Raw genomic sequence first — 25,815 nt, 5'->3', positions numbered from 1 at the left:
AAGGCCACCCATAAGGCGGCCTTTTGAATAATTATTTTTGCATTAGTCTTCGTAACTGATTCTATAAATACAGTGGTTTACATCATCAGAAACCAAGATAGAGCCATCAGGCATCTCCATAATATCAACTGGTTTGCCCCAACCCTTGTTTGTCTCTTCATCTAACCAGCCATCAGCAAAGATTTCGCTTTTGACCACTTTATCACCTTCAACCTGAATAAACCGAAGTTGGTAACCTATGTGACCAGCTTCCTGCGTTCTGTTCCAAGAGCCATGCTGGGCCACTAGGATATTGTTTTTATACTTGGCTGGAAACATATTCCCTTGATAAAACCTAAGGCCAAGGGGTGCAGAGTGCGGCTCAAATTTATAGGCTGGCTCTCTGTAATCACTTCTTTCTCTACCCTGGCCAAAATCCGGATCTGCAATATCACCTTGATGCCAGTAAGGGAAGCCAAAATGATCGCCCTGGGCTGATACATGATTTAGTTCACAAGCAGGAACATCGTCACCTAACAAGTCTCGGCCATTATCTGTAAACCACATATCCCCCGTCACCGGGTGCCAGGCGAATCCGACAGAGTTTCTTACACCTTCCACATAAACTTCCATATCAGAACCATCTGGGTTCATCCTGGTAATCGATGCATAAACCTTGTTCTCCTCTGACTTATCGCAGACGTTACATGGAGCACCAACAGGTACGTAAAGCTTACCATCCGGACCGAAGGATATAAACTTCCAGCCATGGTGTGTCTCAGTAGGATATCCATCGAAAATTACTTCTGACTTTGGAGCCTTCAGGTTATTCATGATATCCGGAAAGCGATGAATCTTGCTCACCTCAGCCACGAACAAGTCACCTTCGTGAAAATAGACACCGTTTGGCATTCTAAGCCCTGTCGCTATGGTATCTACCTTGTCCGCCACCATATCTCCATTGGTATCAGTCAAGGCATAGACATTTCTTCTTCTTCTATTTCCCACAAAGACCGTTTTCCCATCTGCTGTTCTGGCCAGCGATCGTGCATCGATGATATTACTAGCATACATCGAAATCTTAAAACCATCAGGTAGATTAATCTTGGCTAATCTCGCATCATATTCAGCCTCAGACTTCTCGCCTCTCGATTGACAAGCTGCGGAAAGACTGATTAAGCAGGTAAGACTTAGGGTAAGGATGAATTTGTTCATATGTGAAATTTTCATTTCCCGAAGGTATCAAAAATCAAGGATTTGCATGAATGCTATTTTATCAATGGCTGTGGTTTGATTTGTGTTAGGGAAAGCTAATTTTGCGGCATGATTGCCATTAATAATCTTTCCTATCTAATCGGTGACAGAGCATTGTATGACAATGCGTCTCTGCACATAAAGCCCAATGACAAAATTGGACTGATCGGATTGAATGGCAAGGGTAAATCGACTCTCTTGCATTTGATTATTGGCAATTATCAGGCAACCAGTGGGGAAATCTCAAAAAGTAAGGATTGTACCATTGGGTTCTTAAATCAGGATTTGCTTTCCTACCAATCCGATGAGAGCATATTGGCAGTTGCCATGCAAGCCTTTGAAAGAGCCAATGCATTGCAACAGAAGATAGACATCATTCTCAAGCAAATGGAAACTAACTACGAGGAGCACCTTGTAGATAAGTTGACCAAAGCTCAGGACGAATATGAAGCATTGGGTGGATATAGCCTACAATCGGAAGCCGAAGCGATCCTTGAGGGCATTGGTTTTCGCACCGAAGATTTACAGCGACCATTAAGAGAGTTCTCGGGTGGATGGCGAATGCGTGTTATGCTAGCCAAGCTTCTCCTGCAGAAACCTTCTCTCTTAATGCTTGATGAGCCAACTAACCACCTTGACCTCCCCTCTATTCAATGGATTGAGAACTACCTGAGAAATTACGAGGGTGCAATTATTGTGGTATCTCATGATAGACAGTTTCTTGACAATGTAATTACCTCTACGGTTGAGGTGGCCAGACAAAGTCTCACCCATTATGCAGGTAACTATTCCTTTTACCTCAAGGAAAAGACACTTCGTGAAGAAATTCAAAAGAATGCCTTCGAAAACCAGCAACAAGCGATTAAGCAGACCGAGCGATTTGTAGAACGCTTCAGGTCGAAGGCCACTAAAGCCCGTCAAGTGCAATCGCGAGTGAAAGCCCTCGAGAAAATGGACTTGATTGAAGATGTGGTCGATGAAAATATGACCATGAACTTCAAGTTCGGTTTCAAGCAGAAATCTGGGAGGTTCATTATTGAGCTGAACAATATATCTAAGGCCTACGGAGACCTACAGATTCTTAAAAACACAAGTGCACAAATCGAACGTGGTGATAAAATCGCCCTGATCGGTGCCAACGGCAAGGGGAAGTCTACCATGCTGCGCATCATTGCAGGTACAGAACCGATTGAAGGAGAACGCAAGGAAGGATTTAATGTACTGACCGCTTTCTATGCACAACATCAATTAGAGGCGCTTAACCTACAGAATGAAATTCTAGATGAGCTGAAACAGGCGGGTAGTAATAAAACCGAAGGAGAGTTAAGGGGGATATTAGGTTGCTTCCTTTTTCAGAACGATGAGGTTTTCAAAAAGATCAAAGTCCTTTCCGGGGGAGAAAAATCTAGAGTAGCGCTATCCAAAACCTTACTTTCCGAGGCAAATTTCCTTATGATGGATGAACCGACCAATCATCTGGATTTTCTATCGGTAAATATTCTTACTCAGGCCTTACAGCAATATGAAGGAACATTCGTCATCGTATCACACGATCGACACTTTGTTTCTCAGATTGCCAATAAGATTTGGTACATAGAAGACGCGCAGCTTAAGGAGTATCCTGGTACTTATGAGGAGTACGAATACTGGCAATCCAAAAGGGAGAAGCAGGAAGCAGCTGAAACAGCCAAGCCCAAGTCTGAAACTAAGGTAAAAGCCAGCCATCCTAAACCAAGAGACAACGAGCAGGAGAAAGAGCTGAAGCGACTGCAAAAAGAGCTTGCTTCGGTTGAAACTAAAATTGAGACCTTGGAATCTGAAGTGGCCAATATTGAAGAAGAACTGGGTAAGCCTGAAGTCTTTGGAAACCCTGACCTACTTGCTGAGAAGAGTACGATGCACCAAAAATCTAAGGATATGCTCGATGCAGAGCATTCGAAATGGGAAACACTAGCTTCTCAGATTGATGCCCTTGAAGCTTGACTATTCCTCTTTTCTATTCAAGAAGTAGTTGATAGAAAGCCCAAAGCCAAGCACCGAAGCGGGGGTAGAATTGACATCACTATTCTGGCTGGTAATAAACCTTCGGTAGCTGATATCTCCACTGATTCCAAACTGGTTGTTAAGTCTATAATTAAGTCCCAAACCTGATACTCCACTGATATTTGTTCTATTCAAGAAGTCGCTTTCTGATGGGTTGACTTTGCGTGTCTCGAGAAAGTTAAGGTCACCCTTAATCTTGTAAGCAAGGAAGTAGTCAACACCCACCCCTGCTCTCAAGGCCACATCAAAATTCCCAAAGCTCAATACTTTATAGCTAAAGGTACTTTGCAGGAATAAACTCTGTACGGTGTTCTCCAATTCATAATTCCCGATGAAAAACACATTGCTAGCATCAAAGCCTATAGGCGCATAAATGGGCAATGATCTACCATCTTCCACAGAGTATGCATTTGAAGTATTTCTAAACCTGAATTCTGAATATCGCGCTCCCAAGTTCAAAGAAAGTCGCTTGCTCAAATCCATAGTAAATCCGAAACCAGCACTTATCGCACCTAATGCCTGATCTTCTCCAGATTCCACGGAAGCCGAAAGTGTATTAAAATTATTGGGATCTCTCAAATCTGCACTCAATGCGCTATTAGAGAAGCCTGTTGATGATAAATTCAATACGCTATTACCCAGTGACCCATTAATGCTTTGTTGTCCGGCAAAATCATTAGGTTTCGATTCAGGAATATTACTAGCTAAGATTTCTGTTTCCTTCATTGGCTCAAGTGACATTTTAGCGTTGAACAGCAGTATCTCTGAAGCCAAGCTATAGCGATAGGGTTTCGATTTGGCCTTAGCCAGCACCAGACTATTGAAAACATCTAGGGCCACTGTATTATCAATCAACTTCAAGTCATTCGAAACCGCGTTATCATTATCACGACTTACTCCATTTGTCTCCTTCTTCTCCTGATTCACTCTTGCTTGTAGTGCATCATTAATAGATTGAGGGTCTTTTAATGCATCAATCGATCCTGGATTCACACTTTCAAGGGTCTTCTCATTCTCATCATCTTTTGATGCCTGATTAGTTTTGGTGTCTAAACCACTCTCTTCCAATTCCTGGTTGGTTTTATTACTAGGGTCTTCAGCGTTTGCCTTTTTGTCTTCTTCTTGCTCAACCTTTGACAACTCCTTTACTGGAACATTTGGCCCATTATTAAAGAACCCATCATTGTACAGGAACCCAAAAGTGAATATTACAGCCAGTCCGGCTGCAATTCCATAGGTCTGCCACATAAAGAAGATTCCTTTCTTCTTTTGGGCTGTCAAGGCAGCTTCAACACCAGCCCAGACCCTATCGGACGGTTGAAATTCTGCTCCCTCAAAAACATTTTGAATATCGTTTTCAAAATTGCTCATGACATTAACATATTAGATTGAACAACTCCATTTGCTTCATCAATCATTGATTTCAGAAGCGCTCTTGCCCTAGCATATTGCGACTTAGAAGTTCCCTCAGAAATTTCTAACTGCTCCGCAATCTCCTTATGGCCATAACCCTCTATTGCAAAGAGGTTAAATACGGTTCTGCACCCGACCGGCAGCTTTTGAAGCATTGCCATTATTTCAGTGAAATGCAGATTAGATATAATCAGTTCTTTTTCCACATGCAGTGGTGTTTTCTCTATATCCAGCATTGGTTGCTGATAGAGTTTCTTTCTGTTATGGTTGATAGATGTATTGATGACAATTCGTTTCAACCAAGTCAAGAATTGAGCTTCTTGGCGAAATGATTCAAGGCTTTTGAAAATCTTGACAAACGCGTCCTGAAGGATATCCTCAGCATCCTCTTGAGATTTTCCATAGCGCATAGCAACTGGCATCAGCTTTGCAGCATAGCGATCATAAAGTTCTCGCTGTGCCTTTAGCTCACCGTTAATGCACTTATTAATTAATTCTATATCTTGAATCATTGACGCAGAGCGCTCTCTTCTCTTGATAATATTGACACTACAAGGAACTAAAAGGTTGTTAAGGCAAGATATTAAATACCAAAAGGTTATTAACACAAATGAATACCCAAAAAACTAGTCTTATAGCGCTATTACTTGTCCTTTTTACATTCGTTGTCTTTGGACAACAAAAGCAATTGCTATACCAAGATCGTGCTTACGAGTCAACGATTAAAACGGTTCAGCTTTATCCATATGCCCCTTCCATTGAAGCGACCTTATCTCCTCCCGTTATCGATATTGATGATGGCAAAAAGCTTCTTTTAGAATTTGATGATTTACGCGAAGATGCTGACTACTACTTCGTGTACTTCATACACTGTAATGCAGACTGGACACCTTCTGACTTAAGAGCTCCTATGTACCTGAATGGATACAATGAGTTTGAAATTGTTGATTTTGAATTCAGCTCTCAAGCCAAGATCAATTATGTGCATTACTCCTACGAAATTCCAAAATTTAAGGAAACAGGAAACTATCTGGCTGTCGTCTACAGGGATAGAAAGAAGAAAGACATTATTCTCTCTAAGCGGTTTTCGGTATATAAGAACCAAGTTGCCGTTGGAGGAAATATTAACCGATCATCAGACATCGCGAATAGACTCACCAATCAACGCGTTGAGGTTACCTTAAACTATGCCGGTTTGAATAGTATCAATCCTGGTAAAGACTTTACAGTTGTAGTAAGACAAAACCAAAGACCCGATGCCTCTAAAATAGGCTTGGACTATACTTTTATTGATGAAAATGCCAAGCTGATTCGGTATCAGAATCTGGGTGAGGAAAATGATTTTCCAGGTGGAAATGAATTCAGGCTCTTCGATATCAGTACGGTGAATGGTGCTGGAAGAAACGTAGCTCAAATAGGCTTCGTAAATGATCGACCAAAAGCAGAATTAATGTCTGATCGGGTACGTGACCCAGCCTACTTTCAGACACTAGATGTAAACGGTCAATTCTATATCCGCGATCTGGAAAGTGGAAGAGCTGGCCGTCTGACCGGAGAATATGTTGATGTAAAATTTACCCTTAACTACCCCGAGACGAATGATCCCATCTATTTATTAGGCCAATTCAATCAATGGATCAAAGATGAGAATTCACAATTACGATATGATCCAATCAATAAAAACTACTACTCAAACCAACTACTAAAACAAGGCTGGTACAACTACTTATATACCATAGATTCAAATAGCCCATCGGAAATCGAACAGAGCTTTTTTGAGACTGAAAATACTTACGAAATACTAGTTTACTTCAAACCAATGGGCGGAAGAGGCGATCAGCTAGTAGGGTATAGCAGAATCGAGTATAACTCCAGACGTTAAGCCGTTACCAACTCTTTACTAAAGCTGTATTGCTCCGTTCTATCAATAGGATTGGCATTTGCGATGTCCAGCATACCAAAGCCTTTGTAAGTATAATTTCCTAGACCACAGTTAAATAAGAACTCCTGTACTTCCTTCGAGGCATAAAGTTTAAATGGAAGTGTATAACCTCTCACCTCATACTTCACGTCCATGTCGAACACAGAATAGATACGAGCAAATTTCTTTTCTCTTTCTCTTAATCTATTGAGATAGGCCACATCCGGGACAATTTGAAACTTGCTGAAACTCGCCATTTGCTCATCAGAATAAAGACCGGTGGACTCCATTCGTTGCATAGTGGAATCATACAGCAAATCTGAAAATTCATCCGTTTCTGGCAGGATAAATCTTTTACCTTCAGTATCATTAAAAGCTGCTTTTGAAGGAACTACAGGCGAAATACAGATGAATTTCATTTCGTCCGTCAGGTCGATACTCTTCTCAACTTCGGTATTGATTGGTGATACTTCTAAGTTGCCTAACTGTATATCATCGAATTCGAAAACCTGTTCTAATAGATAATCTAGAAAAGCCTGATCGGCAGAGGATATTACCAGAGTTACTAAGCTAGAATAATAATGAAGTCCATTTCTGGAAATCTTGGTCTGACCTTTGAGACCCGAGAAATTGAAATAGGGATAATGAATGTATTTTTCATTACCACCTTTGACCAAAACACCTTTTAAAAACTGTGCTAAAATATGTTGATGATGAAAGGGAAGATATGCCCCCCTATTCTTCAGTTTAAAAATTATTCTAACTCTCACGACACTCTCTTTTCAACTATACCTTCTAATCCTCAAGCACATACATGTGATCAAGTTATTGGCATAACCGAATGAGATTCGAGATTGTTCAACCACTCGAAAAAAAATAGAATAAATGTCAAATGGAAATCATCAAACGTTGAAACGGAAATGCATCACATCACCGTCTTTGACAATGTAATCCTTACCTTCCACCGCCATTTTACCAGCTTCTTTTATGGCTACTTCAGTTTTGTATTCTTTATAATCAGGGATTTTAATCACTTCAGCCTTAATGAAGCCTTTTTCAAAATCAGTATGAATTACTCCTGCTGCCTGAGGTGCCTTCCAGCCTTTTTTAATCGTCCAAGCCCTTACCTCAGTAGGACCAGCCGTAAAGTAGGTGATAAGGTCTAACAGGGAGTAGGAAGCTCTAATCAGCTTGTTCAATCCAGACTCAGTCAGTCCATATTCTTCCAGGAACATCTCCTTTTCATCTTCCTCCTCAAGCTCAGCAATTTGTGCCTCAATGGATGCCGAGATCATGATCACCTCTGCTTCTTCTGCCTTGATAGCTTCTTTAAGGGATTCTACGTGCTCATTGCCTGAATGTATAGCTTCTTCTTCTACATTGGCTACATAGATCACAGGCTTAATGGTAAGCAGCGAAAGGTCCTTTAGCACTTCTAATTCATCTTCACTGGCCTCTACTGCTCTGGCATTTGCACCTTCCTCTAAGGCAGCTTTGAATTTTTCGAGAACGGCAATTTGCTTCTTAGCATTTGCATCTCCAGACTTGGCAATCTTTTGATTTCTCTCAATTTTCTTTCCTATAGACTCCAAATCCTTCAACTGAAGTTCAGTGTCAATCACATCTTTATCGAAAACGGGATCCACGCTACCAGCAACGTGCACTACATTGTCATCATTAAAACAGCGAATCACATGGATGATGGCATCTACCTCACGAATGTTGGCCAAGAATTTATTACCAAGACCTTCTCCCTTACTGGCGCCCTTTACCAAGCCTGCAATGTCCACAAACTCAATCACGGTTGGAATCACTTTCTGAGGACTCACCAGACCTTCGAGTGTATTTAACCTTTCATCAGGTACTGTTACCACACCAACATTGGGTTCGATAGTACAGAAAGGAAAGTTAGCCGCTTCGGCTTTTGCGCTTGAAAGTGCATTGAATAGTGTAGATTTTCCAACATTAGGAAGCCCAACAATACCGCATTGTAATCCCATGAGATTTATTGATTTTTATCTGATTGACTTCATCTGAAATCGCGCGCAAAGATAATAATTATTGCATTCGGCAGAAATGTAAGCCTAAGTTAAGCACATAAAAAACCCTGCTCTATTTATAAAGCAGGGGTTCTATTTAAAGTTCTTGTTGTTAGTCCCAGCTTAGCTGGCTATCAGATTCTCCGTCAGCAGTATTCTCCATGCTGAACTCTCCATTTTCCTCGAATTGATCGAAATTAAATTCAGGCATTAATTCTTCTTTTACATGGTCTACTGTTTCGCTCAAAGCATTTACAAACTTGGCGAAGTCTTCCTTATACAAGAAGATTTTATGCTTCTCGTAGGTAAAACCATCCTCTTTGTATTTCCTTTTGCTTTCAGTAATGGTGAGGTAGTAATCGTTTGAGCGGGTAGCTTTGATATCAAAAAAATAAGTTCTCTTTCCTGCTCTTACCCTCTTCGAAAAAATTTCATTCCGGTCCTTTTGCTCTTCCACAATCTTCGTTTTATATCCCTTTCAAGGTCGAATTATTAAAAAAGTATGGCCTAATATAAACCATTAATAATTACTATTGCAATAACCGTAGAAATAAAAGGTTAAACTTCAGGTTGAATTATATAGTACCATTTAAGGGCTGTTTAACGCCTTTATCTCAATCTTAAACAAGTCTATAGAAGATGCAGTTCTCGCTCGAAGAAATTAAGAAGTTTGGCAACATCGAATTGCTTGCAAAGCAAATGGTTGAGGGATTCATCACGGGTTTACATAAATCTCCTTATCATGGGTTTTCAGTCGAATTTGCAGAACATAGACTCTATAACAATGGCGAGAGTACCAGACATATTGACTGGAAGATTTTTGCGAAGACCGACCGCCTATACACTAAGCGCTACGAAGAAGAGACTAACCTGAGGTGTCAATTGGTGATTGATCAGTCATCTTCTATGTATTACCCAAGCGAAAACTATGGGAAAATGCGCTTTTCAGTAATGGCCGCTGCCGCAATTACCTATCTACTGCACAAACAAAGAGATGCGGTTGGTTTGCATACATTCAGCGATAAATTAGAGCTGGAAACACAGGTAAAATCATCCCCAGCCCACATCCATAAATTATTCCTGCAGCTAAATAGCCTATTGGAAAAAGAGAAGAAAGAGAAGCGTACCAATGTGGCCCAAATTCTTCATCAACTTGCCCAAAAAGTTCACCGCAGATCATTGGTTGTTATTTTCAGCGACATGTTTGACAACCAGAGCAATGAGGAAGAATTGATGTCAGCACTTCAACATTTAAAGCATAAAAAACATGAAGTCCTCCTCTTTCATGTAACGGATCACAAGACCGAGTTCAATTTTGAGTTTGAAGATCGGCCTTATGAGTTTATCGATTCAGAAACGAAGGAAAGAGTCAGATTGAACCCTGCAACCATCAAAAAGGATTTCAAAAAGCAAATGGATAGCTACTACCATGAGCTTTACCTCAAGTGTGCTAAGCTGAAAATCGATCTAATCGAGGCCGACATCAATGAGGGCTTTGATCAAATCCTTAAATCATACTTAATTAAACGGGGTAAGATGTCATAAAAAAGGCCTCCATTTGGAAGCCTTATTATTAATTGTCAATTCTTAATTTCTAATTCACTTATACGTGCATCCAATCCTTCTTGGCGTATAGCTCCTCTTCTGTCTCTCTATAATCAGGATCGTCTACACAGCAGTCAACCGGACAAACTGCGGCACATTGAGGTTCTTCATGGAAACCCATACACTCAGTACACTTTCCTGAAACGATATAGTAAAACTCATCAGACACAGGTTCCTGCGCTTCATTGCCATCCACTTTGGTACCATCTTCTAATTCGATCTCTTTCAAATCAGTACCTCCGGCCCAGGTCCATTCCATCCCTCCTTCGTATATCGCTGTGTTAGGACACTCTGGCTCGCAAGCCCCACAGTTAATACATTCATCAGTGATTATAATCGCCATATTCTTCTATGTCTATTTCTTAACCTTATTATCAACAACAATTATCAAATGAAGTTTAGTGAAATAAGATTTTTTTCAGTCGCAAAAGTAATACTCAAATTAACTTGGAAGTAAACTTAAGGCGTATTTTTGCACCAACGATTGAAAAATGACTATTCAGGACCGAAAAGAAGGCTTATCAGCACTGGGAAAGTGGTTAAAGACCATTGAAAAAGATGAACTAGATCAGTTAATACTGATGGCTGGAAATGAAAATAGCTGGTTTACCCCTGACAGTATTCGCAGTGCCTTCAAAGCCTGGAGTCAAGTGCTTAGCCCCGAAAAAATAGAGCGTTGGACTGCCGACTATACCTTATCCCCCACGACACCAAAACGTATTGGGCTCATCATGGCTGGAAACATTCCACTAGTAGGACTTCACGACTTGCTAACCGTTCTTGTCTCTGGAAATGAAGCGCATATTAAATACTCTTCTCAAGATCGTGCTTTGATGAGTGAAGTCGTCAATCAACTCAAAGTGATCAACCCAAACTTTGGCGATCAAATTAAAGTCATCGAAAGACTTAATGATGTAGACGCCATCATTGCAACCGGTTCAGATAATAGTGCCAGGTACTTCAAACATTACTTTTCGAAGTATCCGCATATCATTCGTCAGAATAGAGTTTCGGTGGGTATCGTTAACGGTAATGAAACCGAAGAAGAGTTATCGAAAATAGGCCGAGATGCTTTCCAATACTTTGGCTTGGGTTGCCGCAACGTTTCAAAAGTCTTTGTGCCTAAGGGTTTTGAGCTACCCAAACTGATAAAATCTTTAGAAGCGTTCGGCCCAATACTCGACCATCATAAGTACCGAAACAACTACGACTACAATAAATCGATTTATCTGGTTAATGGTGAGAATCATCTCGATTCTGGATTCTTCTTGATGAGAGAAAGTGAAGACCTAGTCTCTCCTATCTCTGTCATTTACTACGAGCCCTATGAGAGTTTGGCTGCACTCGACCTTAAGTTATCCGCTAGCCGAGAAAAGATTCAGTGTATGGTTTCAAAAGGTGCCTGGTATGAAGGAAGTCTAGACTTCGGCACAGCACAAAGCCCTGAACTTTGGGACTATGCTGATGGAGTGGATACACTTGAGTTTCTATCAAGTCTTTGACAACTGATCTCTCGTCTTGATTACTCTACCAAGCAATACGGTCAACCCTTTCTCATTTGCAAATGCTTCTGCTTCGTCCAATAGGCTTAGGGCGTTACGGTTGTCTCCCGTTCTATCAAGCAGCAATGCCTTAAGCCTAAGCAACTCTGAATAGTACACTTTCTCGCCCGTTTCATTCGATACTTGAAGCCCTTCATCTACCAAGACCAGGGCCTCTTCATATTGTTCACTATTCAATGCAACTTCTCCCTTTATCAAAACATAGACTGAGTTGAAAAGTCGCCCTCCACTGGCTAGAAAATCCTTTTGGTACCCCTCATCGATTAACTGATCAGCACCTTGATAGTCTCCTTCAGTCATTAATAAGTACCCTTCGAACATCTTAGCCATACCTAGGTAAAAAGTGAATTCATACTTCTCACTCACTTCTCTTAACTCGGTATTGAACTTCCTAATCATCTCAATGTCCTCAAGATGAAACGCCAACCAAGAAGCAGTGCAAATTAGAATTGCAAAAGAAAATGGGTGGTCCAAAGCCTTCATCAGCTCATAGCTCTTTTCCAATTCTGCCAATGCCTCAGACTCTTCACCTTTAAGCCAAAGGGTCATGATCTTAAACTGATAGGCAAGTGACCTTGGATCTTGTCCAAAATCAAAAGTCAGGTCAGCATGTTTCTCAGGGTCGTAAATGTTTAAGGCCTGATCATAATACTTCTTTGTGTTTTCAACATCTCCCAACCAGTAATAGGTATTACACATCGACAAGCTACCTTTGATCAAGAGTCCCTCATCATTATTTTTCTCAGACAATTCGACAAGTTCCCGAGCATCATTCAATGAATCGTCCAACTCGAGATGGATCAGGTGCACTACCCAAAGTCCAAAAAGAACAGGTGCCGTTTCCGTTACATTATTTAGCTCTATTCCTAAATCCTTGGCCTCAATATATAGATCGATTACCCTCTTATTTGCCCATCCATCTATCTGCTTCAAGGCCACACTTTGCTGGATGAGCAGTTTGAGTCTCTTATGCTTTTTTTCTTCCCCATCGGGCAGAAGTGCATTTTGTGTGAGTGCTTTCTCATATGAAATCGATGCTTCTCTAAAGGCACTCATCCGGAGCGCATGTTTTGCGCTCAGTTCATAATAATCAACGGCTTTCTCAGGTTGATCGGCCATTTCACAATGGTGTGCCAACAATGAAGCCACAGAATCGATTTCATTTTCATAAATGGTCTCAAGTGCCTTGACAATGTCATCATGAAGAAACATCCTTTCACTAAAACCCAAATCGTTATAGAGGTATTGTTGAACAAGGCCATTGGTAAAATTGAATGGACTTAAAATCTTGCCATTTCTTCGTTTCGGTCTCAACTCATTCACTAACTGGTGTTTTTGTGCCAACTCACGCGTGAAATTCCGAACCAGCTCTCGTTCATTGATTTCTTCAATTTGGGAAATCACCTGTAGCAGAAACTCACGGCCCTGAGCACTGGCTTGTGAGAGTAACGATCTCATAGATGTCTCGAGTCGTTCTACTCTTTCCTCTACCACGGCTTCTACTTTCACTGGCATTTCATCCCAAACAAGATTATCTGAAACTTCCCATTCGCCTGCCTCATTTTGATAAAGCTTACCACTTTCTTGCATAGCCTTAAACAGCTCTGTAACAAAAAGGGGATTCCCATTACTAATCTTTATAAACTCCTTTCTGAAAGAATCATCAAGCTTATTCGGTTCTCGATCTATGATAGATGAAAGGAATTGCAACTTTTCCTCCTCGTTTTCAAAGTTCAAATCAAGAGATATATCTCCATGAATCGTTTTCAATTCATTTAGAACCGGTGCTAACGCATGCCTTTCTCCATTCTTCTCCACCTCTTCATAGCTGGTTCGGTAGGTACCCAGAAAAAACACGGGAAACGTCTCAAGATGACGACTAATATGAAAAAGAAGGTTGATAGAAGCTTCGTCCGCCCATTGAAGATCATCGATAAAGATCACGACCTTGTAATTGCTGGATAGCTGCTTGAGGAAGCTCACATACTGTGTGGAAATTTCGGCATCATTTAGTACAGGAGGCTCTTGATCTGTTTTGGTTCTCCAAGTGTCAATTTTTTCTTTTAAGCCTGATTCTTCCAATGCATACTTCCCAAGTTTATTGATTAGCCCTCCTGCGGGAACAAAAAGATCAATAAGGTCAGGGGCATTGTCGAGTAGTGCCTTGAATGCGAATCGTACTCCTTTATTTGCTAACTCCTTTTTGGGATCTAAGGCCTCTTTCTCTGAAAGGGAGTGAATGAGATCGTTCATTGCCTCCTTAAAAGGAAGGTAGGGATTACCGAAGCCACTTTTAGCATTACATATGCCCGTCCCCATGATTACATCATCTCTGGTTTCAAGACCCGATAAAAATTTGTGTGCTACGAAAGACTTACCAGAACCTGGTTCTCCCTTAATAAAAGCCAAGCTATGTTTACCATTCAAACAGCCCTCAAAAGCTGTAGACAGGTATTTAAGCTCACTTTCTCTTTCTTGTGTGTGTCTAATCATAAGAGATAAAGAGTTGCCTCTAAAATTATGCTTAATTTCACTACCTATCAATAACAATGTTACACACATACCTTAATTATGGAAACAACACAAAATGTTGGGCTCGTAGGAAGCTGGAAAAACTCCTACGGCTCACTCATGAAAATCAGTTCCCAGAGTGAATCTGGATTTATTTCAGGAACCTATTCATCAACCACTGGCGCCTCAGGTACTTACGCTTTGGTTGGTTATGCCCCTGTAGGCATATCAGGAAATTATCCAGTCTCAATCAGCATCTACTGGCGAAGTCTCGATGGAGGACAAAGCAACCCCACATGGAATTGGGTGAGTCAAATGTCTGGACAGGTTTTGACAGACAGCACTTCAGGTACTACTGAAATAGAACTTCTGCACGGCATGGTTGCATCTACTCCTTACTCAGCAGTCGGAGTACCAGAGCCAGGCGTTTATACAGAAACACTGGTTTTCACTCCTTACGATAGTTCAGAAAACCGAAAAGAAAGTACCGCTTTAATCGAGTCGAACGACAGTCTTGCCGGTAATTGGGTAAACAAGAATTCGGCAGCGCAATTACAATCTTTGCAACTAACCGTGGATCAATTCAGTGTCACAGGTCTTCTTCAATCAACAAGTTCCACCAACAACCTGGCTGGTCTTTATGACTATACCGCCACACAGGATATGTTGTTGTCTGTATCATTAACGGCCCTATTAGACAATGAGAGCTCAGTTTCTCTGGGCGGCTTTTTGAATCAATCTCTCAATGAATTGACATTGCTCACCTACAAGTCACATGGCACGACATACGGAAATAAATATGCCTCAGTGAATGTAGTAGGAACCGATGTCTTTAATCAAGTTTAGCCTTAATCAAACACACATGTTATGAGAAATTTATATACCCTAAGCGGCTTATGCTGCTTTATATTCTTATGTATTGGTTGCACTTCAACAAAGAACAATGAAACCCAGGAAGACTATGGAATCATTAAAATATCTTACCAGAAGGGACCATATCAAAACAATGGTGCCTCACCATGGTATGCAGAACTTGCTATGGGCACTCCACCTCAACCTTTAAAATTTGGGATGGACACGGGAAATAATGCGGACTGGGTGACCACTGTTCAGTGTAACACACCTGCTTGTACACAACCTGGAAGACATAGATTTGATATGTATGAAAGCACAAGTTTCCAGTGGATCTCTCAAAATCCAGATACATTGAGTTTTGGTCCTTGGGGACAAATGCTCGTTAACACCGGGAGTGATTACATTGATGTCAATGGAGTTCCTGTAAAATCCAAGACAAGCACATATTTGTCTCTCAATTATGACGGTTCAAAGTTTGAAGAGTTGAATTGGGATGGCGGAATTGGCTTCCCCTCTCAAGATGAAGATGCAAATACCGACTTCTTTCTCGAGCAAATGCTCAACCAAGGCTTGATAGATCCTGATAATATTTTAGTGAGCTTCTATACCAACCCGACCACAGGCCAAGGTGAAATAATGATTGGGGGGTATGATGAATCACTAGTCATTTCCGAAAGCAAGCTGACTTTTCCTTTTGTACCCTATGAGCTAAGTGGAGGAGCACTAGAGTATCTATGGACTGCTCCCATTGATAATTTCACTGTAGGAAATACACCGGTCGCCATTGATAAAACCTTCTGCTTTGATACGGGATCCTCAGAATTCAAAGGAGACACAACAATTATGAACAATTCACTCACCGCCATCCAAGCGTACTACAATCAATATGAAGTCTACCCAGAGGTAAAAATGTCTATGGGACAAAATAATGACGGTGAAACCGGTTTACTAGTGATAGGTCCCGATCAATATAGAACAGAGATAGAGGCTGGTGAAGGGCAAGGAACTATTGTGACGGCATTCACACCACTAGAAATTCAAGACATGATTTTGGTTGGCTCTGTACTGTTAGATTATGTATATCCCGTTTTTAAATACGAAGCGGAAGGCTCTCCAGGAGATTACCAGGTCAAACCTGTTGAAACCTGGCTTTTCAATAAAGTTGATGGGCCGATCATAATTCAGAACTAACGGCTGACAAGGGACTCAAGTGGTATTGAGTCCCTTATTAAGACTACCAGGACTATTTTGCATAGAAACCACGGACTAATTGAAAGAACCCTTTCATCCCCTTTTTGTAACGGCTTGCCATAATCTTTTCAATGCTTTGGTCCCCTTCTAACGCTTGAATGATTTCTCTCAGTAGGATTGGTTCTTCGCTATATAGGTAATTCACCAAGGCCCAAGAAACCCCATAAGAGTCATAAGTGGTTAATTCCCTCCATTCATCAGCTTCAACACTCAGAAACCGCGTTAATTTTCGAGTACTCTTTTCATTAAGCTTAAGATCTTCCGCAAAGTACATTGGCTCCGCATTGAACTTGCCGCTATCCGTAGGTTTATAAGAGGCTAAAAGATCAGCTAGGCCTTCTGACAGCCAAAAATGATCCTCAATTGGCTTCCCAGATAATAAGGCATGACTCATTTCATGGCTCAGTGACCTAATGAACTCTTCATTTTTGAAGACCACGACTTCATTCCTATTTCCATTGAAGAATGCTGTTGTGATATTCTCCATACCACAACAATTAAGCTCGTATTCGGAAAAATCAGCGTAATCACCAAAGACTTTGACTGTCACTTTCTCTTCAGAAAATTCCATCAGTTGTTTGCGGAAAAAGTTCTTTTGAAAAGAGAGCCTTCTTCTGATTTCGTCAACCTCCTCTTCAGATACCGAGCACTTAATGGGAGTGATTTCCAGTTGCTGTGCCTGTAACGAACCACAGAGAAGCAAGAGAACCATGAGGAATGATTTTTTCAGAGAGGTGATCATCAAATGGTTAATATAGTTGTCTAATCTTACTTTTTGATACAACTTTAGTCATGCGAGAAAACAGCCTGTACTTAAAGTTTGTTCGAAATGTACTCCCCTCTCCCTTCTCGATTGCGGTTTTACTTACCCTCATCACTTTCATCCTGGCGCTGATCTTCACCCAAAGACCAGAGAATGCCGGGTCTGCCTACCCATTGATCGTTCTGGAATATTGGGAAACAGGCTTTTGGGAATTGCTCCAGTTTACCATGCAGATGGCTCTGATTTTAATCTTGGGTCACACTTTAGCATTGACTCCCTTCTTTAACCGAATCATATCCATTTTCACTAAATATTGTAACAACACTGCTTCCGCAGCTTTATGGGTAAGTCTATTGACCATAGCTGTCAGCTTTGTCAACTGGGGGCTCTGTCTGGTCTTTGGGGCAATCTTTGCCAGAAAAGTAGCCGAGAAAGCCAAAGCTAATGGGTGGAAACTCAACTACCCACTAATAGGTGCTGCCGGCTATAGTGGTATGATGTGCTGGCATGGTGGTTTTTCTGGCTCGGCACCTTTGACGGTAGCTGGGTCTGATCACTTTTTGGTCAATCAGATTGGACAAATAGGAATTGAACAAACGCTGCTCTCCTCCATGAATCTTACCACTAGCTTGTTATTGTTGATTACTATACCCAGTGTTTTCTACATACTAGGGAAACGCAATGAAGGCAATGAACTCAATCACGTGAGTTTAGACAGTCAAAAAACAGATAACACAACAAGTCCTACCCATTCACTGACAAGAGCTGAACGGATTGATCATTCTATGCTAGCTGCGATCGTCTTAGGTGGAATCATTTGTGTAATTGCATTACGGAAGATTATTACCACACCAACAGGTGCTGGGCTAGACTTTATCAATCTCAACTTTATCAACTTCTTTCTTTTTGGCTTGGCCATTTTACTTCATGGTTCATTTGCTAAGTTTCTTTCCGCTATCCAAGAAGCCATCGGTGGAGCAGCAGGTATTATTATTCAATTCCCGCTCTACGCTGGCATTATGGGTATTATGAAATACTCAGGTCTTGCCGCTGGCGTCTCTTATGCCTTTGTTGACATTTCCAATGAAGTGACCCTACCCATCTACACATTTCTAAGTGGTGGTTTGGTCAATATCTTCGTTCCAAGTGGTGGTGGGCAATGGGCCGTACAAGGCCCCATTGTCATCGAAGCAGCACAAGCACTCAACGTTCCCGTCCCCAAAGTTGTGATGGCATTGGCCTATGGCGACCAATTGACCAACATGCTTCAGCCGTTTTGGGCACTTCCCCTTTTGGGTATTACTAAGCTGAAAGCCAAGGACATATTACCTTATAGTGGTATAGCCCTATTGGTGGGATTGATTATATTTATCACAACACTATTAATTTTTTAGCCTTGCCAAACCGCTATAGCCTTTCAGACGACAGAAGACGGAATCCATTGGGCTCACTAGTCCGAATAATCTTAGAACTCATCATTATTGTAATCGGGATTTACATTGCTTTCCAATTGGAAAACAACAGAGAAGCTAACAACAAGGCGGATCTCGAACGTAATTACCTGGAGCAGCTCCTTGATGAAGTTGTAATTAATGAGGGTGAACTTCTGGCAGATCAAGATGCAAGGAAGGAACAGCTCGTCTATCTAAGGAAGTTATTAGAGACACCATTACGCCAGGTAGATACCGATACGATCCGCAAAGCGATGGACCTCCTTTTAATGATTAGGCTTTATTCGCCCACAGATGCTGTCTATCAGGACTTAGTCTCTTCCGGTAATCTTGGGATTATCAAATCCGATGCTTTTAAAAGAGTACTAATGAATTACCGAAGGGCACTTTCGAGGGTTCCAAGCACTGAAAATAGAGATTTACAACTGATCACTAACATCCTCGAACCTTATCTACTCGACAAAGAAATGCTATCATTTCTGGAGCTTTACGGTGATGTTGACGAAATAGGAATTTCGAACGATCAGAAGGACAGAATGATACGCCAGTTACTAAGGGAAAGAAGGTTTATTGACATGGTCTACCTAAGGATTAATACTATCCAGGACGTGATCTTCTTTGAGAACCCTATGCAGTGGCACCTTCGGGCAATGAGGAACTTGCTAAGAGGGGAACTCGGCTTGCCTCCTGACTGACATTTTCAATTGATATCTAAGGCCCCTTCAAGTTTTATTTCCTACGTTTTTTGATAACTTTGCGACCCCTATGAGGGTTATTCTCATAGAGCAAGTTTGAAAACATTAAAACCTTTTCCATGGCGTTTGATATTGACATGATTAAGGCTGTATATGAAAGAATGCCCGCCCGGGTTGAAGCAGCCAGAAACTTAGTCGGAAGACCACTTACCTTATCAGAAAAAATCCTTTACTCCCACTTATGGGATGGTACTCCTTCGGAAGTATTCGAAAGAGGAAAGTCTTATGTAGACTTCGCCCCTGACAGAGTGGCTATGCAGGATGCAACCGCTCAAATGGCGCTGTTGCAGTTTATGCAAGCAGGAAAAGACAAAGTAGCAGTTCCTTCTACTGCGCACTGCGATCACTTGATTTTGGCCAAACAAGGTGCAGAACAGGATCTAAGAAATTCATTGACCGCTTCGGGCGAAGTGTTCAACTTCCTCGAATCAGTTTCAAATAAGTATGGTATCGGTTTCTGGAAACCAGGAGCAGGTATCATTCACCAAGTAGTGCTTGAAAACTATGCCTTCCCTGGCGGAATGATGATTGGTACTGATTCTCACACGGTGAATGCCGGTGGTCTGGGAATGGTAGCGATCGGTGTTGGTGGTGCCGATGCTGTGGATGTCATGGCAGGCATGGCATGGGAACTGAAATTCCCTAAACTGATCGGTGTGAAGCTAACTGGTAAAATGAATGGCTGGACTTCGGCCAAAGACGTTATTCTTAAGGTGGCAGGCATACTCACTGTAAAAGGTGGTACAGGCGCTATCGTTGAATATTTCGGCCCAGGGGCCAAATCATTGTCAGCTACAGGAAAAGGTACTATTTGTAACATGGGAGCTGAAATTGGAGCAACGACTTCAACCTTTGGCTATGACGATTCAATGGAGCGTTACTTAAGAGCGACAGATCGTTCGGATGTTGCTGATCTTGCGAACACAGTAAGACCTCACCTAACGGGAGATGATGAAGTATATGCCAACCCAGAGCAATACTTTGATCAAGTGATTGAAATTGACTTGAGTACTTTGGAGCCACATGTAAATGGACCATTTACCCCAGATAGAGCTACTCCAGTTTCTCAAATGAGAGCTGAAGCGGAAGCTAATGGATGGCCTACCGAAGTAGAGTGGGGATTAATCGGCTCTTGTACCAATTCATCATACGAAGATCTTTCAAGAGCCTCCTCTATTGCCAAACAGGCGGTAGATAAAGGATTGAAAACAAAAGCCGACTTCGGTATCAACCCGGGTTCTGAGCAAGTAAGGTTCACTGCTGAAAGAGATGGCCTACTTGAGATATTTGAAGATCTAGATGCCACCATTTTCACCAATGCCTGTGGACCATGTATCGGTCAGTGGGAACGAGCTGGGAATAATGAAAGAGTAAACACCATTGTTCACTCATTCAATAGAAACTTCTCTAAAAGGGCAGACGGCAATCCGAATACTCATGCTTTTGTTACCTCTCCTGAAATGGTAGCAGCAATTGCTATCTCTGGGGACCTAGGCTTCAACCCTATCACAGATACGCTAACCAACGAGAAAGGCGAACAAGTAAAACTTGACCCACCTGTTGGTGATGAATTACCAGACAGAGGTTTTGATGTTCAGGACAACGGTTATCAGGCTCCTGCAGCAGATGGTTCCGGTGTTGAGGTGGTTGTAAAACCAGACTCAAAGCGTTTGCAGCTCCTTGCTCCTTTTGCTCCATGGGATGGAGAAAATATTACAGGTGCTAAGCTTTTGATCAAAGCATTTGGTAAGTGTACTACGGACCACATTTCTATGGCAGGTCCATGGTTAAGATTCCGAGGTCACTTGGACAATATCTCTGATAACTGTTTGATTGGTGCCGTGAATGCCTACAATCAGGATACCAACAAGGTGAAAAACCAAATCACTGGAGAGTACGGTCCTGTACCGGCAACAGCTCGCCAGTATAAGGCAGAGGGTATTCCTTCTATAGTCGTGGGTGACCACAACTACGGTGAAGGTTCTTCTCGTGAGCACGCTGCTATGGAGCCAAGATTCTTAGGTGTGAAAGCGGTACTGGTGAAGTCATTCGCTCGTATTCACGAAACCAACTTGAAAAAGCAAGGAATGCTAGGTTTAACCTTTGCAAACGAAGCTGATTATGACAAAATCCAGGAAGATGATACCATCAACTTCCTAGACTTAGTTGACTTCGCTCCTGGTAAGCCTCTGACATTAGAGTTTGTGCATGCCGATGGTAGCAAAGACATCATCTTGGCGAACCATACCTATAACGAAGCACAGATTGGCTGGTTTAAAGCAGGTTCTGCCTTGAACCTAATCAAGGAACAAGCCGCGAGCTAAATCAGTCCTCTCCTTTCAAGGAGAGGTTAAAGCGCCTCAAAGAAAAAACCTCAGTCCTTAATCGGGCTGAGGTTTTTTTGAAGTTCATACGATTTGCAGCTAACTTATTAGAAATTAGATAAGTATATGTCTGCAGCCAGTATTTTCAATGATGTATTAGGACCGGTAATGAGAGGTCCTTCAAGTTCTCATAGTGCTGCTGCATGTAGAATCGGCCTATTGATTCGGGATTTAATGCAGCATGATATCTCAAGCCTCTCTGTAGATTATGACCCAAATGGTTCTCTAGTTACTACCCACAAAAGTCAAGGTACCGATATGGGCCTTTATGGCGGATTGATGGGATGGCAGGCTGACGACCCGAGAATGGTGGATTACGAGTCTCACCTATCAAATTCAGGTATAACAGTGCACGTCAATTACCTGAGCTATGGAGCTACTCACCCAAACCAATATCGCATTAATGTAACTAATGAAGATTTTACGCATAGCATTACAGCCATAAGTACCGGTGGTGGTATGATGGAAATCACAGAAATCGATGGTGTGCAATTGTCAATATGCGGAGACTATTACGAGCTATTAGTGTATCCAAATGGGGATGTTGGAACATTAGACTTGCCCGAATTAAGCCATGAGGTCGAGGTCACCCGAAACGGAGTCTTTATCCACTTAAGAAGTAGCCACTCATTTCCCAATGAGCTTATCGAAGCATTATCCTCCAAAGAGAAAGTTCTCAAAGCTGTTGTACTGAATCCAGTTTTGCCTGTCCATTCGAGACAAAACCTTGTAGTCCCTTTCAACACCTGCTCAAAAATGATGGAGATTGGCTTACGAGAAAACCTCTCAATATGGGAGTTAGCCATTAAATATGAAGCAGCCAGAGGCGGTATCTCTGAACCGGACATCCTCCAAAAGATGACTCATATTCAGGGCATCATGAGAAAAGGCATAGAGACCGGGCTAAAAGGAAAAGAATTTGACGATAGAATACTGCCTGTTCAATCAGTTGGCTTTCGCCACAAGATGCTTGACAAGCAATTGCTCGATGCAGGCATGTTGAACAGAGTCATTTTGTACACCACAGCCATGATGGAGGTAAAGAGCAGCATGGAAGTTTTCGTGGCAGCCCCTACCGCTGGATCTTGTGGAGCTTTACCCGGAGCAATATTGGGAGTTGCGGACCATATGAATGCCAGTGAAGATTTAGTCAACAAAGCCCTTATGGCTGCAGGCATCATTGGTCTATTCATTGCGGAACACGCCACATTTGCCGCGGAGGTGGCTGGTTGTCAAGCTGAAACTGGTGCTGGTGGAGCCATGGCAGCCGCTGGTCTTGTGGTATTAATGAACGGAACCTTAGAACAAGCAACCTCAGCAGCTTCTCTGGCATTACAGAATTCATTAGGTATTATTTGCGACCCTATTGGAAACCGTGTAGAAGCACCTTGTCTTGGGAAGAATGTAATGGCTGCTTCGAATGCACTCAGCTGCGCCAATATGGCCTTAGCTAACTACAAACATCTGATTCCATTTGATGAAGTGGTGCGAAGTATGAAGGAAGTGGGTGATATGATGGCCCATGAGCTCACCTGCACAGGGCTTGGAGGACTTGCCGCCACTCCGACCGGACAAGCGATCAAAAATAAACTGGAACAAAAAGCGATCTATTGTTAGAATAGTGTTACCCTACAGTATCATTGGTTATTCCAGAACTATTTAACAACTTCCGTATATAACAGTGTTGTGCATAATTGACCATGAAAAAACACCGGCAGATATTTGATAAGATTAAAGAACTTCTTTCTGAACAGTTCGGATCCGATTTGAACGAATACGAAGAAGGGGCTTACCTAAGTATCGGTGAATCTGAAATTTGGATTTCTGTTGATGATTCGGAATTAACGGTAGGTTATGGAATGAACCATAAACATTATCATTATGAATATGATGATATTAATGAAGCTGTGGATAAATTTTTCAATTTATTGACTAAGAAAAAGCGAATTACAGAATTCTATAAAGGAAAATATACATACAAGAACATAGCTGAAATTGAAAATTCAAATGGAGAATTTAAAGAATTAAGCACGTCATTGACCTGGTTGTTTCCGTATTGGAGAAAAACACGGTCAAAAACAGAAATTGAACCTAGTTTAATTGATTACTCAAAGATTGAAAAGGAAATTCTGCAAATAAAAAACTATGCACAACAATAGCTAAACCGCGTGGCTACTGTGGCAGTAAATAATAAGTTAATCAGAACTAATCACGCCTTGATGGTCTTGACCTATGGTCGGACCGCCACATCCGCTTAGTTGGTCCGTTAGCAACAAACAGAAAACTAATCATGAGCAACAATTCTGAAAAAGAGAAAGACAAGTATTTTCCATTATTTCTAAAGATCGCCATAGGATTCTTAATCTTGGCTTTCGTTTTCCCATTTATAGTAAATGGCTTCTTCTCTGATTGGTCTAAAAGTGGAACCTTTGGCGATACATTTGGGGCTTTGAATGCTGTTTTTTCAGGATTGGCATTGGCAGGTGTAATTGTTACAATTTTAATTCAAAGAACAGAACTGAAAAATCAAAGAGTTGAATTAAGTCTTCAAAGAGATGAGATGAAGGAAACAAGAAAAGAATTTCTTCTCAACAGAACAACTACCCTCGTTTATAATCAACTTGACCGTTTTGAAAAAGCACTAACTGATTTTAGAATTAATACACCAAACGGAACAAATCTTCAGGGTAATGATGCAATAGTATTCTTAGATGACAATAAGCAGACAGTCTACAAACCTTTAGGCAAAACTGAAGAAGAATATGCTGCAGAAATGAAAACTGCCATAATCGAATTATTAAAAATCTATACGCCAAACCAATCCGAAATTGACAAATTGGCTCATTCAACTTACACTTCTGTAGAAGTTCTAAAAAGACTCATTTACAAGACAGATTTGGGAATTGAACATCTTAACGATTTAAAAAATCTATTCTTTGTAAATATCGGTTTCATTAACATGGGTGTAATTGAGAGAATATCAGAAGTTGCAAAAAGCCAATTCGAATATTTGAAAGCCGAAGACTATGTTGAAAATAACTTGGATGTTGGCACTATAATACATGCGAACATTTTTTTAGAATCAATTAAAGATTTCTATCAGCTTCGCTTAACTGAAGAAAATTTTGGGGAACATAAATCTAAATGGATTGAAAACAATGGAAACTTGGAAAATTAAAAGTCAACTGCTAACACTGTATAAACCCCATGCTCCTCACAGGTGTTTTTACTAACCGTTATAGTAGTCAAACACCTCCTTCACAGATCTCTTAATTGTTTATTCAATAACTTATAGGCATCTTCAAGTACATCAATGAGTACTTGTCAATGAAAACCCTTAGTCTAGTTTTAGTATTGCTCTTTACCTCATTTCAGTCAAATACTCTCATTCAAGACAATGACCGAACTGAAGCACTAGATCGCTATTGGAAGGCGTTGGCCAAAACGGCCAAAGAAGGGGATTTTGAAGGGATGAGATCTCTATATCATGATGATGCAGTCTTGGTGAAAGAAGATACTACCATCGCCATTTCAGAAGCTTTTAAGTATCGTTGGAAAAAGGAAATCCTAGAAGTAAGGGATGGAAAAAGGGCCAATACACTCGAATTCCGCTTCTCCAAACGCGTAGGCAATCATATCACGGCCTACGAAGAAGGGATCTACCATTACACCTCGGTAGAAACTTCAACTGGTAAAAGTCTGGGAGATAGTTATATCCATTTTGAAACACTCCTCGTCAAAGTGAATGACCAATGGCTCACACTCATGGAATACCAGAAAACTGAAGCAAGTGAAGGGGAATGGGCCGCACTTAAGTAGGAATTGCAAACTGTCCAACTAAGCCACTAACTAATCCTCTCCTTTTAAGGAGAGGTGTCCTTGCGAAGCCCCTATCGTTTTGATGGACTAATTGGACGGAGTGGTTGCAGAGCTTAGATAACAATAAAAGGCTTAGGCTATCCTGCCTGAACAAGACTTACTAAAACATAACCCGCTTAAACCAAGCATCCATTTTGCCTAGAACTAAAA

22 protein-coding genes are annotated in these 25,815 nt (G+C 41.3%); 13 read left to right on the top strand and 9 right to left on the bottom strand.

The genetic code is table 11. The annotated features are described in order from the left end of the window. Window positions 1–42: 42 nt before the first annotated feature. Window positions 43–1,194: a PQQ-dependent sugar dehydrogenase gene (locus BFP97_RS03485; protein WP_069844186.1), complete on the bottom strand. Its 1,152-nt coding sequence runs from the start codon at window positions 1,192–1,194 to the stop codon at window positions 43–45. A gap of 108 nt (window positions 1,195–1,302) precedes the next feature. Between BFP97_RS03485 and BFP97_RS03480 the strand changes: the two genes are divergently transcribed. Further along, the gene (locus BFP97_RS03480) at window positions 1,303–3,216 is read left to right on the top strand and encodes an ABC-F family ATP-binding cassette domain-containing protein (protein ID WP_069841077.1); all 1,914 of its coding nucleotides are present in this window, start codon (window positions 1,303–1,305) and stop codon (window positions 3,214–3,216) included. Here the strand turns inward: BFP97_RS03480 and BFP97_RS03475 are convergent, their stop codons facing one another. Beyond that, window positions 3,217–4,647 carry a hypothetical protein gene (locus BFP97_RS03475; protein ID WP_069841076.1) on the bottom strand — a complete coding sequence of 477 codons (1,431 nt, stop codon included), beginning with the start codon at window positions 4,645–4,647 and terminating at the stop codon, window positions 3,217–3,219. Continuing rightward, entirely contained in the window at window positions 4,644–5,201 is a 558-nt protein-coding gene (locus tag BFP97_RS03470) for an RNA polymerase sigma factor (protein WP_069841075.1), read from the bottom strand. The genes BFP97_RS03475 and BFP97_RS03470 overlap by 4 nt, the downstream gene beginning before the upstream one ends. Window positions 5,202–5,299: 98 nt before the next feature. On the opposite strand from BFP97_RS03470, the gene BFP97_RS03465 reads away from it, so the two are divergent. After that, window positions 5,300–6,571 carry a DUF5103 domain-containing protein gene (locus BFP97_RS03465; protein ID WP_069841074.1) on the top strand — a complete coding sequence of 424 codons (1,272 nt, stop codon included), beginning with the start codon at window positions 5,300–5,302 and terminating at the stop codon, window positions 6,569–6,571. Here BFP97_RS03465 and cas6 read toward each other — a convergent pair. The 3 genes from cas6 to BFP97_RS03450 form a co-directional block, all read right to left on the bottom strand. Continuing rightward, a complete protein-coding gene (gene cas6, locus BFP97_RS03460; protein WP_069841073.1) occupies window positions 6,568–7,380 on the bottom strand; it encodes a CRISPR-associated endoribonuclease Cas6 in 813 nt (270 codons plus the stop codon). The genes BFP97_RS03465 and cas6 overlap by 4 nt on opposite strands. A 132-nt stretch (window positions 7,381–7,512) precedes the next feature. Continuing rightward, entirely contained in the window at window positions 7,513–8,610 is a 1,098-nt protein-coding gene (gene ychF / locus BFP97_RS03455) for a redox-regulated ATPase YchF (protein WP_069841072.1), read from the bottom strand. Between the two features lie 151 nt (window positions 8,611–8,761). Next, entirely contained in the window at window positions 8,762–9,106 is a 345-nt protein-coding gene (locus BFP97_RS03450; RefSeq protein ID WP_069841071.1) for a DUF3276 family protein, read from the bottom strand. A 182-nt stretch (window positions 9,107–9,288) separates the two neighbouring features. On the opposite strand from BFP97_RS03450, the gene BFP97_RS03445 reads away from it, so the two are divergent. Further along, complete coding sequence (locus BFP97_RS03445; RefSeq protein ID WP_069841070.1) at window positions 9,289–10,194, top strand: DUF58 domain-containing protein; 906 nt, start codon at window positions 9,289–9,291, stop codon at window positions 10,192–10,194. A 58-nt stretch (window positions 10,195–10,252) separates the two neighbouring features. On the opposite strand, the gene BFP97_RS03440 is transcribed toward BFP97_RS03445, so the two are convergent. After that, entirely contained in the window at window positions 10,253–10,597 is a 345-nt protein-coding gene (locus BFP97_RS03440; RefSeq protein ID WP_069841069.1) for a 4Fe-4S dicluster domain-containing protein, read from the bottom strand. Between the two features lie 148 nt (window positions 10,598–10,745). On the opposite strand from BFP97_RS03440, the gene BFP97_RS03435 reads away from it, so the two are divergent. Further along, window positions 10,746–11,756, top strand: a complete 1,011-nt coding sequence (locus BFP97_RS03435; protein ID WP_069841068.1) for an acyl-CoA reductase — start codon at window positions 10,746–10,748, stop codon at window positions 11,754–11,756. On the opposite strand, the gene BFP97_RS03430 is transcribed toward BFP97_RS03435, so the two are convergent. Beyond that, window positions 11,745–14,309 (bottom strand): ATP-binding protein, encoded by a 2,565-nt coding sequence (locus BFP97_RS03430; protein WP_069841067.1) that lies wholly within the window; start codon window positions 14,307–14,309, stop codon window positions 11,745–11,747. The genes BFP97_RS03435 and BFP97_RS03430 overlap by 12 nt on opposite strands. Window positions 14,310–14,387: 78 nt before the next feature. Between BFP97_RS03430 and BFP97_RS03425 the strand changes: the two genes are divergently transcribed. Both BFP97_RS03425 and BFP97_RS03420 read left to right on the top strand, forming a co-directional pair. After that, window positions 14,388–15,173, top strand: coding sequence for an avidin/streptavidin family protein (locus BFP97_RS03425; RefSeq protein ID WP_069841066.1), 786 nt, complete (start codon window positions 14,388–14,390; stop codon window positions 15,171–15,173). Between the two features lie 21 nt (window positions 15,174–15,194). Beyond that, window positions 15,195–16,373 carry a pepsin-like aspartic protease gene (locus BFP97_RS03420; RefSeq protein ID WP_069841065.1) on the top strand — a complete coding sequence of 393 codons (1,179 nt, stop codon included), beginning with the start codon at window positions 15,195–15,197 and terminating at the stop codon, window positions 16,371–16,373. Between the two features lie 52 nt (window positions 16,374–16,425). On the opposite strand, the gene BFP97_RS03415 is transcribed toward BFP97_RS03420, so the two are convergent. Next, on the bottom strand, window positions 16,426–17,145 hold the full coding sequence (locus BFP97_RS03415; RefSeq protein ID WP_139135167.1) for a hypothetical protein: 720 nt from the start codon (window positions 17,143–17,145) through the stop codon (window positions 16,426–16,428). 80 nt (window positions 17,146–17,225) lie between these two features. On the opposite strand from BFP97_RS03415, the gene BFP97_RS03410 reads away from it, so the two are divergent. The 7 genes from BFP97_RS03410 (at window position 17,226) to BFP97_RS03380 (ending at window position 25,605) form a co-directional block, all read left to right on the top strand. Continuing rightward, window positions 17,226–18,590, top strand: a complete 1,365-nt coding sequence (locus BFP97_RS03410) for a short-chain fatty acid transporter (protein ID WP_069841063.1) — start codon at window positions 17,226–17,228, stop codon at window positions 18,588–18,590. A gap of 2 nt (window positions 18,591–18,592) precedes the next feature. After that, window positions 18,593–19,342 (top strand): hypothetical protein, encoded by a 750-nt coding sequence (locus BFP97_RS03405; RefSeq protein ID WP_069841062.1) that lies wholly within the window; start codon window positions 18,593–18,595, stop codon window positions 19,340–19,342. Window positions 19,343–19,461: 119 nt separating this feature from the next. After that, complete coding sequence (locus BFP97_RS03400) at window positions 19,462–21,726, top strand: aconitate hydratase (protein WP_069841061.1); 2,265 nt, start codon at window positions 19,462–19,464, stop codon at window positions 21,724–21,726. Window positions 21,727–21,852: 126 nt separating this feature from the next. Beyond that, complete coding sequence (locus BFP97_RS03395; RefSeq protein ID WP_069841060.1) at window positions 21,853–23,403, top strand: L-serine ammonia-lyase, iron-sulfur-dependent, subunit alpha; 1,551 nt, start codon at window positions 21,853–21,855, stop codon at window positions 23,401–23,403. An 83-nt stretch (window positions 23,404–23,486) separates the two neighbouring features. After that, entirely contained in the window at window positions 23,487–23,945 is a 459-nt protein-coding gene (locus BFP97_RS03390; protein ID WP_069841059.1) for a hypothetical protein, read from the top strand. A gap of 131 nt (window positions 23,946–24,076) precedes the next feature. Next, window positions 24,077–24,964: a hypothetical protein gene (locus BFP97_RS03385; protein ID WP_069841058.1), complete on the top strand. Its 888-nt coding sequence runs from the start codon at window positions 24,077–24,079 to the stop codon at window positions 24,962–24,964. Between the two features lie 149 nt (window positions 24,965–25,113). Next, the gene (locus BFP97_RS03380) at window positions 25,114–25,605 is read left to right on the top strand and encodes a DUF4440 domain-containing protein (protein ID WP_069841057.1); all 492 of its coding nucleotides are present in this window, start codon (window positions 25,114–25,116) and stop codon (window positions 25,603–25,605) included. The last annotated feature ends 210 nt before the right edge of the window (window positions 25,606–25,815 follow it).

Origin of the sequence: Roseivirga sp. 4D4 (assembly GCF_001747095.1) — a bacterium.
Lineage (GTDB): Bacteria > Bacteroidota > Bacteroidia > Cytophagales > Cyclobacteriaceae > Roseivirga.
The sequence above is the reverse complement of the archived record's forward strand: the minus strand, read 5'-3'. Positions and strand labels throughout refer to the sequence as shown.